Origin of the sequence: Leptospira sp. GIMC2001, from assembly GCF_028462125.1 — a bacterium.
GTDB lineage: Bacteria > Spirochaetota > Leptospiria > Leptospirales > Leptospiraceae.
Genome location: NZ_CP115468.1, coordinates 3,849,693 through 3,864,914 on the forward strand (window position 1 = coordinate 3,849,693; position 15,222 = coordinate 3,864,914).

Here is a 15,222-nt window from a genome sequence, read left to right on the forward strand (position 1 = left end):
TGATTCTTACGTTATGGCTTCCAGGAGATAGGTAATGGAAAATTCAATGGATGAAAAGGAAATCGAACAAGCAATCACATTCAAAGGCGAGCGAGTTGCTGTTCAAGTAAGATTCTATCTAACAGGACTATTCTTGTTAGCATCAGTCATTGGAACCTTGACAAATGGCTGGACCATTCCCATAATCGCCTACTATCTATCAACAGCCTATTTTTTCGTTCTAACGACTCTGTCATTTTTTCTGCTAAAGTATCGCAAGTTGCCTTTCTGGATGATTTACTTTTCTGCTGTATCAGATGTTCTCGTTGTTCTCATAATTCGAATCATTACATCTATTTTTACTGACGATGGATTAGAGCAAGAAATGAAGGGGAAAGGAATCTTTATGATTTTTTTAATCTTTGCTGCTCTAATGCCATTGAGAAATAATTTTCGGTTTAGTGTTATCATTGGTAGTTTAATCTTTTTAGCTGAGATTGCTTTTCTAGCCTTCGCATCGAATCAAGGTTATGTTTATGCAATGGATAATGGTTTTGGAAAGAATGAAATGAATCTCGTTAGCCTAATCAATGGAAATTTATTTTTCCTAGGTACGATCGCCATTCTATGTATAGCAACCAAAATCATGAATACATATCTAAAGGAATCAAGAGCAAATGAATCCAAAGCTAGAAATACCAATGAGAAAAACCAAGAAATTCTCATAGGTCTTCAAAATTCCAAAGACCAAATTCACAAGCTCAAAGATTTTGCGAATGAATTCTTATCCGAGTTGCAGAAAGGATTGGAAACACAAGCGTCAACGTCGGAAGAATCGTCTGCCGCCATGGAAGAAATTTCCGCAGCTTCCCGAAAAATCTCTGATACAACCCGAGAGCAACAAGGACAAGTTCTATCTGCAGAAAAGCAAGCAACTGTTCTTCAATTGGAATTTGAAGATTTTAAAAATCTGATCCTTCGAATCAAAGAAAGCATTAAGCAATTGAATATAGACTTGGACAAAGGCAGAGGCGTAATTCAAATTACAAAAAGTTCGATGAGTAATATCAATCAATCTGCAAAAGATATTGCTGGGACGCTAAAAGTTATGAATGAATTGGCATCCAGAACCAACTTACTTGCATTAAATGCATCGATCGAAGCAGCAAGAGCAGGAGAAGAAGGAAAAGGTTTTGCGGTAGTTGCCGATGAAGTTAGTAAATTGGCTAGTAGATCAACAAATCATACGAAAGAAATTGCCGAAAAAATCAATCATAGTTTAGAGAAAACCGAAGACGGTACACAATCTGTTTTTGAAGTAAACGAAACATTCCAGAACATCTTTGACGGATTCTCTCTAATTGACAAAAATCTAGACAAAGGTTTGGAATCCCTTGGAATCTTTGAAGGGGAGAAAGATAAAATCATTCAATCCATACAACAGTTAAGCGAACAGGCTCATTTTGTTCGTGACTCAACGAAAGAACAATCCAGCGCAATCGATGCAACCAATGAGAGTATAAATAATCTATCTCAATCTGCTGCATATCTTTCGAGCTGGATTTCGAAATTTGATACATTGCATCTATTCCTAAATCAGACAGAAGAGTTAATTAATAAAATTAATACTGAAGAATCCTAGAAAATTCTTAAATTCATTAGGGGATTTATTCTAATCTCTAAATCTATTTTGATAAAAAGAAAAAATATTGAATTTTAACTAATTTATATTTTGAATATTTTTCAAGGTTTGTAAACAAGCTTTAGCTGCCTCAAGACCTTTTAACTTAAAATGATCAAAATAGAAATTCTTATGTGCTTCGTGTTCATGAAAATGGTGTGGAGTCAGCACAACTGATAAAACTGGAACTAATGTTTCCAGTTGAACTTGCATCAAGCCTTCGATGACGGCACGACCTACAAAGTCATGTCTATAAATGCCACCATCAATGACAAATCCAGCCGCTACGATTCCAACATATTTCCCTGATTTAGCTAGAAGTTTTGCTTGCAATGGAATCTCAAAGCTCCCGGGAACCTCGAAAAAATCAATGTCTTTGGAATCATAACCTGCATTTTGAATTTCGTTCGTAAATGAAATTCTAGCTTGATCAACAATATCTTTGTGCCAGGAAGCTTGTATGAAAGCTATTCTTCTCTTAGTATTAATTAATTTTTCCATCTTTTCTACCTCTTGGATAATTTCTAACCATCTATAAGGAATCAATTTCCTTAAGTATAAAATTCCGTGTATTATTGATATTCATAAATATGAATGAATTGTCCATCTTTTATAAATCAAATTGGAGTCGGTTACATTTTTATAGAGTGTCGTTATAATTCAGCTCCGAACATTTAGATTAAAATCCAATTAACATCTTGTCTTAGATTCTCTAGTATTTTTCCATCTAAGAATGCGTGGTCAAAAATTTGCATCTGTCGAGGACTCTTCACCTATTCAATTGGGAACTTTGAAATCGCTATTACCGTATCTTTTGGAACATAAATTTCGAGTCTTAGTTGCGATACTTTTTCTGATTTTGGCAAAACTTGCAACCGTAATGATTCCTTTCATACTAAAGGACTTAGTTGATGATCTTGACTCAATCAAATCCAGTTATTTAATGATTAGTCTTCCTGTTGGATTGCTCGTAACTTATGGATTGCTCCGATTCGCCAATGTTATGTTTGGTGAAATTAGAGATACATTATTTGGTAGGATAACAGAGCGAGCCATGCACAAGATTGGATTGAAGGTTTTTGAACATGTTCACAATTTAGATCTGGAATTCCATCTCAATCGAAGTACAGGCGGTTTATCTAGAGATATCGAACGTGGAGTATCGGGAATAAGCTTTCTTTTGAGATTTATGGTATTCAATATTGTACCTGTCATTTTAGAAATCGCGATGGTGATAGGCATATTGATTATCAATTATTCTATTTGGTTTGCGATAATCACATTGATTGCAATCATTCTTTACATTACCTACTCAGTGATCGTCACGGATTGGCGAATCATATTTATTCGAGAAGCCAATAAAGCAGATTCCGAAAGCAATTCCAGAGCTGTTGATAGCCTTTTGAATTATGAAACTGTTAAATATTTCTCCAATGAGAAGTATGAAGTGTCAAGATATGATGAGGATCTCGAAAAATGGGAAACTGCTCGTAGAAAAAACCGACTATCTCTTTTTGTTGTGAATGGAGGACAAGCATTGATTGTCTCTCTTGCAATGACAGCTATAATGATTCTTGCTGCAATAAATGTAATTAATGCAACGATGACGTTAGGCGACTTTGTATTAATGAATGCTTTCATGATGCAGCTTTTCATTCCATTGAATTTATTGGGATTTGTTTATCGCGAAATTAAGGGCTCATTAACCAATATTGAAAAAATGTTCCAGTTGCTTGATCAAAAACCAAGCATAAAGGATGAACCCAATTGCAAAGATTTAGAAATTCGAGAAGGAAGAATCAAATTTGAATCTGTCCGTTTCCACTATGATGCGAATCGAACCATACTTCAGAATGTGAACTTCGAAGTTTTACCGAAACAAAAACTAGCAGTGGTCGGTAGCAGTGGATCGGGGAAATCTACGATAGTAAAACTGTTGTTTCGTTTTTACGACGTCAATGAAGGATGCATAAGCATTGACGGGCAAGACATTCGAAATATAAGTCAATCTTCTCTTCGCAAGTCTATAGGTATCGTTCCACAAGATACGGTTTTATTCAATACGACAATTCTTGAAAATATTCGATATGGAAGAATCGATTCAACCATGGAAGAAATCTGGGATGCAATTCGTCTCGCACATCTTGAAGATTTTATACTATCATTGCCTAACCAATTAGAGACAATTGTCGGCGAACGAGGATTAAAACTAAGTGGAGGAGAAAAACAACGAATTGCAATAGCTAGAACGATTTTGAAAAGACCGCATATCTTAGTTTTTGATGAAGCCACTTCTTCTCTAGATAGTCAATCCGAACAATTTGTCCTCAAAGCTATTGCCGAAGTAAGCAAAGGTCAAACTAGCCTGGTCATTGCGCATCGCCTTTCGACGATCGTTGATTCAGATGCCATCATAGTCTTAGAACAAGGAAAAATTGTAGAAACTGGAACCCATGATTCACTGATTCAAATGAATTCAGTATATGCTAATCTTTGGAGAATCCAACAAAAAGAAAACAAAGTGGAATCCAAAATCTAAACAGTTGCGATGATTGCACCTTTTTTAGTAACGACTACTGTATGTTCAAATTGAGCAACCCGGGAACCATCTGGTGTTTTGAGTGTCCAGCCATCTCGTTCCTCATAAACATACTCTGAACCATTTGAGACAAATGATTCAATAGCAAGTACGAGACCTTCGTTTAGAATTTTTTTCTCTCTTTTGTTTTCAAAATTTAGAACTTCCGGTGCTTCATGCAATTTTCTACCGGTTCCATGACCTGCTAAATTTTTTATTACCGTATAACCTTCATTTTTCGCAGTTTCATGAATAGATCTTCCAATATAACGCAATAGATTTCCTGTTCTTGCTTGTTTGATTCCAGCTAATGTACTCTTTTTAGCAGCATCACATAAATGAGTCCATTTATTGGTTTCTGTGCTACATGCGACAAACGAAATTCCTGTATCAGCATAAAATCCATCAAGCTGGCCTGAGACATCGATATTGATTAGATCACCCGAATTCACTTTTCTATCTTTGGATGGAAGTCCATGAGCGGCTTCGTCATTCAAACTAATGCAAGTATAGCCAGGATAATTATAATCTTGCTTGGGTGCAGAAACTCCACCAAATATTGCGAATTGCTTTCGAGCAAAATCATCTAATTCAAATGTAGTCATTCCTGGCTTTAGAAAATTTCGCATAGCGTCTCTTATGCGAGCAACCATCTTGCCCGCTTTCAGGATTCCTGATAATTCTTCATCGTTTGAAATTGACATTCTCTAAAACCTCGTTACAATTTACTTTCGTGATCTTTCATGTCCCATAACAAGTGCTGCTAGGGCCATACTCAATCCACCCAAGAAAGCAGTTCCAAAATCGGGAACTGATAATAATTTTGGAAAAAACTTAGCAATTAAAAGTAAAACGACTGCGTTTGCAACCAATCCTAATAATCCTAATGATAGATAATAGAAAACTAAACCAATTCCAAGCGTAAAGATAAAAAATAACTTACGGATTATCCAGTTGAGCAAAATAAAAACCAAAACAACCACAACCGCACTCTCAAATTGTCCATTGACATGAAATGAAGAATTGATCCATGGAAAAACATACCAGACAACCGCTGCTTGAAGGAGAATTGATAATATAAGTGAAACCATTTGTGAGTCCTCTTGTCCTTTAGACTAATCTATCCCCGGATTTTGGATCAATCAAATAAATTTAACTTAAATTAGATTTGTGAACTTTTTGAACTCTAGAAAGGTGTATGATTGAATAAGTAGTACTGAGCAATAATAGAATAACAAAATTAGTAGCTAGAAACGATATCTTTTCCTGCAGATTTTGCTTTATACAATGCAATATCTGCACATTTGATGATCTCTTCGACAGTTTGTTCTGATCCAATATTTACAAAACCTGTACTAATTGTAACATTTAAATAGAAATTCTCAAAAACAAAAAACTTATATTGCTTAACAGCGATTCTTAGACGCTCCAATACAATATAAGCTCCTTCCAAATCTGTCTCTGGAAGTAGCAATCCAAACTCTTCTCCACCAATTCTTCCGACAGTATCTTCTTCGCGCAGATTTTCTATGAATACTTTTGAGACATGGATCAGAACCATGTCTCCTATATCGTGACCATACTTGTCATTGATCTCTTTGAAGTTATCGATATCTACTAGTCCGATAACTGCAAATCGATGCTTTCTCTGAATACCTGCAAGTAGTTTTCTAAAAGTTTCGTAAAATGATCTACGATTAGGAATCATCGTTAGCTCATCAATAAAAGCCAGCTTCTTAAGAGTAACCATCGTCATTTTCTGATTCTCTTCTAATTGTTTCCGTGCTCGAATATCCCTCATGATACCGGCGAATTTACGTTTTTCGCCGACATTGGTTCCAATTTCAAAAGCTTTTAATTCAATAGGAATCGCTACTTTATCTTTTGAATAAATATAGAATTCCCGAACTTTACCTAAGACTGTTGAATTATCATCTGTATTTCGATCCAAATAATTGCGAATATATTCTAAATGATCACCGGCATAATTAGGAGGAATGATTGTAGAAAAAGACTGACCAACTAATTCTAATTTGGTGTAACCAGACAAAATTTCCGCAGCGGGGTTCATAAATTCTACTTCATTGTCTTCATTGATAACCCAAACTGCATCCAATGCTTTCGCAATGATCTCTTCAAAAAGGGAAGAAGGTATCACGGTTACTGATTCCCCCATATTTCCCCTCCACCTTTGGACTTTCTGTAACTGTCTCTCCATCTATGTATATCATTTTCGGTTATTGCAGGTTTGTTCTGCCGATTCTGAACGGATGGTAATTCTGGAAATTTTTTATTGGGTAAAGTCTGGTACCAATAGGCAACCGCAGCTAGATCTAAACTAAGAGAGTTGCCATGCCCATGTTCAATGCTTCCAACAAACGATTTCGAGAAACGAATCGGTGATTCCAAAAAAAACCGATAGATATGAGTTCGCCCGAGCCAACCAATGCTTTCCGTAACACGAGGATAACCAAAATAAGGATGATGGAAAACTTCCTTAGGACACCAAGCCGTATTGAAAAAATCTTCAGTTCCCGTTCCATGCAAGCGCGGAGGCCAAGAAGTTCCATCAATGAAAATCATATCATCGCCTTCTCCATACCAGAGAGGTGTTGGTGAATCAACATAGTATTGTATCCCAACGAAATGACCGTCTCCCTCGATATCAGCAAAAACAAAATTGCCAGCCAGGGACTTTTTGCCCTTATGCATTGGGCCAAGAACAGCGCGATCATTCTCACGATCATCATTTGTCTCAGGCTTTGTTGTAGATCTTCTCCAATTTGCATGGAATCTTGGACTATCTTTTGTTATATCATTTCTTTTTTCATAATCTACATAAAAATAAAAACTTCCGATTTCTTCTGAAGATTGGTTCTCTACTGTGATTTTTGCTCCATCTGAATAGGGCATAGAAAAATAGGAGTTGAGACCTTTTCCTTTTTTTGGAGCGGCAACAATCGGTAGGCTGTTCATAATGTATTCTTCACCCCAACCTTGTCCGAAAAAATCCCCAAGAGGAACCTCAACGCTCGGATGCTTTTGGCCGTCCCAGTGTATTCTCAACACGGCATTGCGAAGAATCATTTTATCCTTGGACCATAAAGTAATCCATATATGTCGGATGATTCCAGAACCTTTTAAATCAGCTAACTCATATATACCATTTGGTATAATTTTGACAAAATCATCATTTCCTCCCGACTTATCAAAAGAAGAAACTCGATAGTTATCATAGTTTTGCCTTTTTTGCCATAATTCCGAAAGAGAATCTGCATAGATTCCTTGGATTTGGAAAAGAATTATAAATGTATAAATAATAAATTTCCAAATCATAGAGTTGAGCTCAATCCAAAACAAGCACCAATTCTATTTTAATTCAATTTTTTATCAAGCATTTAGGAATTTATCTTTGTTAATTAAGTAAGAAAAAATCAGCGAAGAAATGAATCCTTGTAAAACAACTTCTGTTAGGACAATAAAATGAACAGAAAATTCAATATTGGGAAGCATATAAACTAAACCTTCAATAGTGCCAGGCGCTGGTACATCGGAAGCCAATCCACCCACTAAACTATAAATGCAAAAAACAATAAAAGTTCTCTGATAAAACGAAGATTGAAAAAGTGATTCCCGAATAAGGAACATTGTTGATCCAATAATCAGGGCTCTCAGAAATTGTGCTGGTATCATCCAAATTCTTGCGCTGTTCCATAATTCTGGTTGGTTCGGTGTTACCAGAAACGAAGCAAAAACTGGCTCAGATCCTATATAGAAATCATGATTGACAAACGTATAACCAAGGATTCCGAAGAACAGGTAGGTTGGTATATGAGCGAGCGTATATTTTAATATGAATCGACAGTACAGCATACTTAGTTGGACTCTGCAATATCTTATGGACGGAATCCTATAAGAAAAAAAACTCATATTAGAATCCAAGATGAAGCTCGACCTCCCATCCAGAATCCAAAGAACACTCAGTAAAGGCAGTAATAACTTATCTGGTCGCCTTCTGACACGACAGATTTCTTATATTATCGATTCCTCCATTACTGGATTATTCCATACAATAAATAAAGAAAAATTGATATGGGATAAATTATGCTTAATCGCAATTGGTGGATACGGACGGATGGAACTCGCTCCGCATTCAGATATTGATTTGCTTTATCTTCACGACAATATGGAAGAAAATCTATTGAGTGAAGTAATCTCTCGAATCAATAATTTTCTCTACGATTCTGGGATGCAAGTCGGACATACTTGTAGAACTATAGAAGAATCTAAACTATATATTGATAACATCCAAACTTTTCATGCGATTCTCGATTCACGTTATCTTGTTGGTTCGGAACTATTGTACGCTAAGTACGAAAAGGATTTTTTAGAAAATTTCCCACAAGATCTAGTAAATGGATACAATAAGTTAAAATTAGACAGTTTAGAAAAGAATATTTTATCCAGTCACACACCCCTGCTTCTTACAGAACCTAATATAAAAAACGGTCCGCTTGGACTTCGAGACATCCAAGCAATCTATTGGATTGAAAAAACCCTCAATGAAAATATCAATGTTAGACGAACGGGTATTTTCGATTTTTTTACACATGGTGATACACTACTTGCTGTCCAAGCTTATGATTTCTTTCTAAGAACGAGAGTGATTCTACATAAAATATCAGGAAGAAAGAATGACCGACTGGATCTAGCCCTACAACCCGATCTTGCAGAAGAAATGGGATTTGGGCCACGAGGTTTGAATTCTCTTGAATCTTTTGTATCAACCTATTACAAATACCAGAAAGAAGTTTACCACTTTATAGCAACTTATCTTGATTACCGTGCATTCCGTCCGACTGCAACTAGTCATCGAACCATTTCAAAATATGGATTGCAACTTGTTACAACAGATAAATATTTATATCCTCCGCATTCAGAAAGATTGTTCGCTAATCCGGACAGTTTGTACCAAGATGTAATCAGTGTTTTTCTTATTTGTCAGGAAGAAGGCAAAGAGCCATCGCCCACCCTCTTGAATGAACTAAGATTCGCTTCCAATTTCTTAGATGATGATTTCAAAAATAGTAAAATAGTTATCGAGCATTTCTTAACTTTAATTAAGAATCTTCGCAATGTTGGAAAAATGCTAAGCGTTATGCATGATGCCAATATATTGGGAGCGATGTTTCCAGAATTCGGAGCATGTACAAATTTCCCATTATTTAGCTACCATCATGAATATCCTGTAGATGAGCATAGCCTATTGATTCTTAGAGAGTTGGATTTACTAGTCAGTGGAGATTATCCAGATAAAGAAGTTTTAGAAGTTTTTGCAAATTGTGAGAAGATCCATATATTGTATCTCGCTCTACTTGTTCACGATGCAGGCAAAGTAAAAGAGGGAGATCACTGTCAATATGGATCTGAACTAGCATTGGCAATATCCGATCGCTTGGCTCTTTCGGATTCGGAAACAGACTTGTTTCGTTTCTTGGTAGCTCACCATATTGATATGTCCGAAATCTCGAATAAACGAGATATCTTTGATCCAAATTTAATTCAAGAATTTGCAGAGATTGTAACGGATATTAAACGATTGTCTCTATTGTATGTTCTAACAATTATAGACACCAAATCTGTTGGGCCTTCCATTTTAACCAATTGGAAAAAAGATATCTTGTACAGATTGTACATATCCACAAAGGAATTTCTTGACGGCGGAAGTAAAACCTTTGATACAGAAGAGTCAAATATTCAAGGCCTTAAGAACTACTTACAATCAAAAGAACAACTGCCAGATAATATAGTTTTTGCGGTTTGTGATTTTGCACAAAATGTCAAGCCTACATCGTATTTGAATTTCCATACTCATAGAAGGATTCTTCAGCATTTTACTCAACTGCAGGTTCTAAAACAAAATAGCATGCTATTCAATATTGAATATGAGAAGGAACCTTCCTATACTACAATAACTGTTTATTCTCATTTTCGCCGAGATGTTTTATTGCATATTGCCGGAGCTGTGAGTTCATTAGATTTGAATCTCGTTGGAATGCGACCCTTTCGTTTAACAGATGATAGAGATGATTTTCTCATCAGTCAAGTTTTGGTAACTGATTCAATTGGTTCAGGAGATATTCCATCTAATACTTTAGATATCTTTCGAAGCAATTTAGATGGAACCCTAGCTGGGCGAATCAATCTAGAAGAGTCCGCGATGCTGTCCAACAAATGGTCAGAGAAGACGGAAGTCCCGGAAGGATTGGTTGATGAGATGGTAGAATTCAACAACACCGCAAATGAAATTTATACAATTTTAGAAATCCGATTGTCTGACTCGATCGGACTTCTTTATCGAATACTGGAAGTGTTATTATCGCAGGGAATAGAAATTCATTTTGCAAGAGTTGCGACAAGTGCAGATTTTGCTTATGACACTTTCTATTTATTAGATAAATCAGGATCTAAGTTAGAAGATCAGAAGCAATTAACTGAGCTTAGGCAGAAAATTTTTCAAGCTGCAAACCTTTTGCTCTCTAACCAAAAATCTGATATGATTCAAGAGATATATTTTTAGGAGATGATTGAATGAGTTGGTGGAAAGACGCAGTAATTTATCAGATATACCCACGTAGTTTTTATGATTCCAATGGTGATGGAATTGGTGATTTAGAAGGGATCATTCAGAAGTTAGATTATTTGAATGATGGAACGGATAAATCACTTGGCATCGATGCAATATGGCTTTCTCCAATTTATCCATCTCCCATGTATGACTTCGGATATGATATCTCGGACTACAATTCCATAGATTCAGTGTTTGGTGATCTTAAGATATTCCAAAAGCTGATCAAAGAAGCACATAAGAGAAAGATCAAAATCATCATGGACCTCGTAGTGAACCATACTTCCCATCTTCATCCTTGGTTTCTAGATTCTAGATCATCTATCAATAGCGAGAAGCGTGATTGGTATATCTGGAAGGATCCGGTGGATGGACAAGAACCCAATAATTTTCTGGGAACTTTTGGCGGTAAAGCTTGGACTATGGATGAGAAGACAGGCCAGTATTATTACCATTCTTTTCTTGCTGAACAACCAGATTTGAATTGGAGAAATCCTGCAGTTAAAGAAGAAATTTTCAAAATGATTCGTTATTGGTTGGATATGAAGGTTGATGGTTTTCGCCTAGATGTAGTTAACTTATTCTACAAAGATGATCAATGGCGGGACAATCCATCAAGGATATTCAAAGGAATTCGTCCTTTTGATCGGCAAGTCCATATCTATGACAGAGATAGACCAGAAATGCATGATCTGCTACGTGATCTAAGAAAACTTTTGGATTCTTATAAGGACAGAATGTCCGTCGGCGAAGTGATGATGGATCCACCTGGTAAAGTTTCCATTCCAGCTTCTTATTATGGAAATAATGATGAATTGCATATGGCTTTTAATTTTGCGTTTCTCTACTCTTTCTGGGGAGCGGGTAATTTCAAAAAAGTTATAGATGAATGGGAAGATGCACTAGGCGAAAAGAACTGGCCGAATTATACACTTAGTAATCATGATTTCCGAAGACATTTTTCAAGATATGCTGATGGAAAATTGTCATTTCTTCGAGCAAAGCTAACAGCACTTATGCTATTAACTTTAAGAGGAACTCCTTTCTTATATTATGGTGAAGAAATTGGTATGGAAAGTGAAAGAGTTCCTAAGAAAAATTTGCAGGATCCAGTAGGAATTCGGTATTGGCCTTTTCACCCTGGACGAGATTCAGAACGAAAACCAATGTGCTGGGATGCTTCTGAATTTGGAGGATTCTCGAAAAGAATTCCTTGGTTACCTGTGTATTCAAAATTTCAAAAACGAAATGTTGAAACAGCGCAGAAAGAACCGGATAGTCTCTGGTGTTTTTATCGAGATATTATCAAATTAAGAAAATCAAGTAAAGCACTCAAAACTGGAACGATTGAAACAGGTATCGATTCGACAGAATCCTTCTTATACTATACAAGAAGTATCGGTAAGGAAAAAAGTCATATCATTCTAAATTTCTCTTCGGATGAAAAGATTTTTCATATTCCTGCTGATTGGAAACCTAAGAATCTTATGATGGATAGCTATCAATCGGGAATATTAAAGAAAAAATTATCTCCTGCTCACGAAATAATTCTTTTGCCATATCAGGCATTGCTGTGGGAAGGATAATCGTTAACTAGATCACAAGAAGGAATTAAAAACTCATTTTAGAGAGCAAATATTTTTTATTAAAAAGAAATTGCTAAATATGTAGAAACCTGATAGTTTCTTCTTTTGGGAATAATTTATTGATGAAAAAGCTCAACAATGAGGAAATTGTCGAAATTCAGATAATTGAAGATAATATTGATTCAGTAAATTATTTACAATCTATTTTTCAAGAGTCAGCACATTTCCAAATCACAGATGTATTTCCTTCATATGAAATTGCTAAGAATTCATTTGAGAAATTTTGTCCTTTTTGGATCATTGATATTGGACTTCCTGGAAAATCTGGAATCAACGCTCTAAAAGAAATTAAATCACTCCACCCTAATTCCAAAGTTTGCATGTTCACTTCGATTGAAGATCCTGTAAATATATTGAAATGTATAAAAATTGGTGCAAATGGATATTTGTTAAAAGATATTTCACCAAAATTATTTATCCATGAATTGGAATCGATTCTTTTAGGTGGTTCACCTTTAACGGCAAGAGTCGCAGAAAAAATTTTAGAAGAATATATTTCTCAAAATGATGTTCTTGAACCAGAGCCTATCAAAAATGAAACTGAAAGAAAAAGTATTCTGACAAATCGACAGATTGAAATATTGAATTACATTTCCTTGGGAATGACTTACTCATCAATTGCGAATAAATTGAATAAATCTCCTAGGACAATCAGAAAACATATAGAAAACATTTATAAGAATTTGAAAGTAAATTCTAAACTGGAAGCGATACAATTAGGAATTAAAATAGGAATACTAAAACGCGAATAATGTTATGAAAAATTCTAGACCTACTAAAAGTTATTTCTTTATAGTAATCTGTTTTGGAATTTTGCTATTTTCAAATTGTCAAAACAATCAAAGTGAAGTTGAGAATCCAAAATCCTTTATCGATCTGTCAGGACTATGGAAAATAGAATCAGTAAAATGTATAAAAATTTCTCAGTGTGATAAATTAGTTGAAGGTGCTCAGATTCATTTACCGAGAGACTTAAGAAAAATTGATTCAAATTTTTATGGAAGAATTGTATTCACAAAAAAATTTAGAATTAGTTCGGAGAATCAAGATAATATTCTTTTTATTGCTGGTGCAATCGGTTCGACAGATAAAGTTCTGATTAATGGAAAGATGATTGGCTCGATTGGTCGGGAATTCGATGTTAATCGTATCAGTGCTATCTGGATGCTTCCACGGCAATATAGAATTGATTCCGAGTATTTCATACCAGGTGAAAATGTTATCCAAGTAGAAATTGGAGTCTATGATGAAAAAGCTGGAATATACAGCGAGCCTCTTGCATTAGCTGACGAAATTATTGCAAATGATTTACTTAGATGGAAGTATATATTTAATGTTTTTCTACCTTTTGCAATATTTGGAATCTGTGGCTTTATCACTCTCTTTATCTTTATTGCATTGCTTTTTAATAATTTACCTAAATATTACTATCTTTATTTGGGAGCGGCAAATTTTTACTTATTTTATATTTTACATTTTTTACCTGTTAATATAGGTATAGATTATCTTTCAGCAGTCCAACTCTACTTTTCTGGAGGATTAATAACAGCAAGTTTAATCTCCCTTTTCTATCTAAGAATTATTAAGTCATACTTTAAAATTACGGATATATCATTCTGCTTTCTTGGGATACTATTGGTTCCATTACATTTTTTAATATTAGATTTCCAATACGTTTATTCTATCGCCAAGTGGATCAATATTTATGTAACATTCTTATTAGGATCTATTGTTTGGTTTTCATATTTAGGAAAAGATAATCGGTATGCAACATCACGATACTCAAATATAATATTTGTACCTTCTCTGATTTCATTTTTGGCTAGCTTTTGGGATCTTCTTGTACGGTTTCATTTTCTAAATATGCCATTTGTATTTAATTATTTTTCTATGATTTATTCTATTTTAATTTTTGTGATCCATACTCAAGAAGTTGTCGACTCGCGAAAAAAAGTATCAGAATTTCGAGAACAACAATTACAGCAGCGACTAAATATTGCTAGAGACATTCATGATATTATAGGTGCTGAACTGACTGGGATGATGCATCTCTTCAATTCAGATCAGGGTAAAATCAAGTTATTTTCTGAGTTTAACGACCGAATTTCTTTGATTCTAGAAAACATAAAAGATTTTATTGGAATTCTAAACGGTGATAAAAATTTTAACAGTGATTTGAATGGTAAAATAAACAATTATATTCAAAGATTGAAATCGATTCCTGAATTAACTGTCACAACCGATATTCAAAATATTGAAAATAAACTTCCATTCCGTGAAATGAATGAAATCTATAAAATATTTTTAGAATCTGTAAGCAATGTACTCCAACATAGTGAAGCAACTAATTTATTTATTACGCTCAAATTCAAAAGTAATAAATTGATTTTTGCAATCAGAGACAATGGTAATGGTAAAATTTCTAAATCTTTAAAATATTCAGGAATCAACCAACAAAGTTACGAAGGAAATCACAAAGGAAATGGATTGAAAAATATGAATTACCGTGCAAAGAGTATCGGTTCTAAATTTAGAATTCTCTCGTCGCCTGAGAAAGGTTCCTTGATCTACCTATCTAAAATATTTTAGATTTTGAATACCTGTTTTTTAATTTTAAAAATCTTTTAATCTGATTTCAAATTCAAAAAATCGGATTCCATCTCATCCGTTGGCATAATTAATAGTATAATTAAATAAGTAAAACCATAAA

Annotated in this window: 12 protein-coding genes; 6 read left to right on the forward strand and 6 right to left on the reverse strand. The window is 34.8% G+C overall.

Annotated elements, in window-relative coordinates; all coding sequences use genetic code 11:
• Window positions 1–34 precede the first annotated feature (34 nt).
• The gene (locus tag O4O04_RS19035) at window positions 35–1,621 is read left to right on the forward strand and encodes a methyl-accepting chemotaxis protein (RefSeq protein ID WP_272533471.1); all 1,587 of its coding nucleotides are present in this window, start codon (window positions 35–37) and stop codon (window positions 1,619–1,621) included.
• 78 nt (window positions 1,622–1,699) lie between these two features.
• Here O4O04_RS19035 and O4O04_RS19040 read toward each other — a convergent pair whose 3' ends face one another.
• Complete coding sequence (locus O4O04_RS19040) at window positions 1,700–2,206, reverse strand: 6,7-dimethyl-8-ribityllumazine synthase (protein WP_272533473.1); 507 nt, start codon at window positions 2,204–2,206, stop codon at window positions 1,700–1,702.
• A gap of 244 nt (window positions 2,207–2,450) precedes the next feature.
• On the opposite strand from O4O04_RS19040, the gene O4O04_RS19045 reads away from it, so the two are divergent.
• Window positions 2,451–4,199, forward strand: coding sequence for an ABCB family ABC transporter ATP-binding protein/permease (locus O4O04_RS19045; protein ID WP_272533475.1), 1,749 nt, complete (start codon window positions 2,451–2,453; stop codon window positions 4,197–4,199).
• Here O4O04_RS19045 and map read toward each other — a convergent pair.
• The 5 genes from map to O4O04_RS19070 form a co-directional block, all read right to left on the reverse strand.
• Complete coding sequence (gene map / locus O4O04_RS19050; protein WP_272533476.1) at window positions 4,196–4,942, reverse strand: type I methionyl aminopeptidase; 747 nt, start codon at window positions 4,940–4,942, stop codon at window positions 4,196–4,198. The two genes, O4O04_RS19045 and map, sit on opposite strands and share 4 nt — an antisense overlap.
• A 21-nt stretch (window positions 4,943–4,963) precedes the next feature.
• The gene (locus O4O04_RS19055; protein ID WP_272533477.1) at window positions 4,964–5,329 is read right to left on the reverse strand and encodes a phage holin family protein; all 366 of its coding nucleotides are present in this window, start codon (window positions 5,327–5,329) and stop codon (window positions 4,964–4,966) included.
• Between the two features lie 149 nt (window positions 5,330–5,478).
• A complete protein-coding gene (locus tag O4O04_RS19060; RefSeq protein WP_272533478.1) occupies window positions 5,479–6,414 on the reverse strand; it encodes a sensor domain-containing diguanylate cyclase in 936 nt (311 codons plus the stop codon).
• Window positions 6,399–7,574 (reverse strand): glycoside hydrolase family 172 protein, encoded by a 1,176-nt coding sequence (locus tag O4O04_RS19065; RefSeq protein ID WP_272533479.1) that lies wholly within the window; start codon window positions 7,572–7,574, stop codon window positions 6,399–6,401. Before O4O04_RS19065 ends, O4O04_RS19060 begins: the two co-directional genes overlap by 16 nt.
• A 54-nt stretch (window positions 7,575–7,628) precedes the next feature.
• Window positions 7,629–8,111 (reverse strand): hypothetical protein, encoded by a 483-nt coding sequence (locus O4O04_RS19070; RefSeq protein ID WP_272533480.1) that lies wholly within the window; start codon window positions 8,109–8,111, stop codon window positions 7,629–7,631.
• Between the two features lie 70 nt (window positions 8,112–8,181).
• Here O4O04_RS19070 and O4O04_RS19075 point away from each other — a divergent pair, with 70 nt between their 5' ends.
• The 4 genes from O4O04_RS19075 (at window position 8,182) to O4O04_RS19090 (ending at window position 15,101) form a co-directional block, all read left to right on the forward strand.
• Window positions 8,182–10,818 carry a [protein-PII] uridylyltransferase family protein gene (locus O4O04_RS19075; protein ID WP_272533482.1) on the forward strand — a complete coding sequence of 879 codons (2,637 nt, stop codon included), beginning with the start codon at window positions 8,182–8,184 and terminating at the stop codon, window positions 10,816–10,818.
• A gap of 11 nt (window positions 10,819–10,829) precedes the next feature.
• Window positions 10,830–12,452 carry an alpha-glucosidase gene (locus tag O4O04_RS19080; protein ID WP_272533484.1) on the forward strand — a complete coding sequence of 541 codons (1,623 nt, stop codon included), beginning with the start codon at window positions 10,830–10,832 and terminating at the stop codon, window positions 12,450–12,452.
• 122 nt (window positions 12,453–12,574) lie between these two features.
• Window positions 12,575–13,264 (forward strand): response regulator transcription factor, encoded by a 690-nt coding sequence (locus O4O04_RS19085; RefSeq protein WP_272533485.1) that lies wholly within the window; start codon window positions 12,575–12,577, stop codon window positions 13,262–13,264.
• Window positions 13,265–13,268: 4 nt separating this feature from the next.
• A complete protein-coding gene (locus tag O4O04_RS19090; RefSeq protein ID WP_272533487.1) occupies window positions 13,269–15,101 on the forward strand; it encodes a sensor histidine kinase in 1,833 nt (610 codons plus the stop codon).
• The last annotated feature ends 121 nt before the right edge of the window (window positions 15,102–15,222 follow it).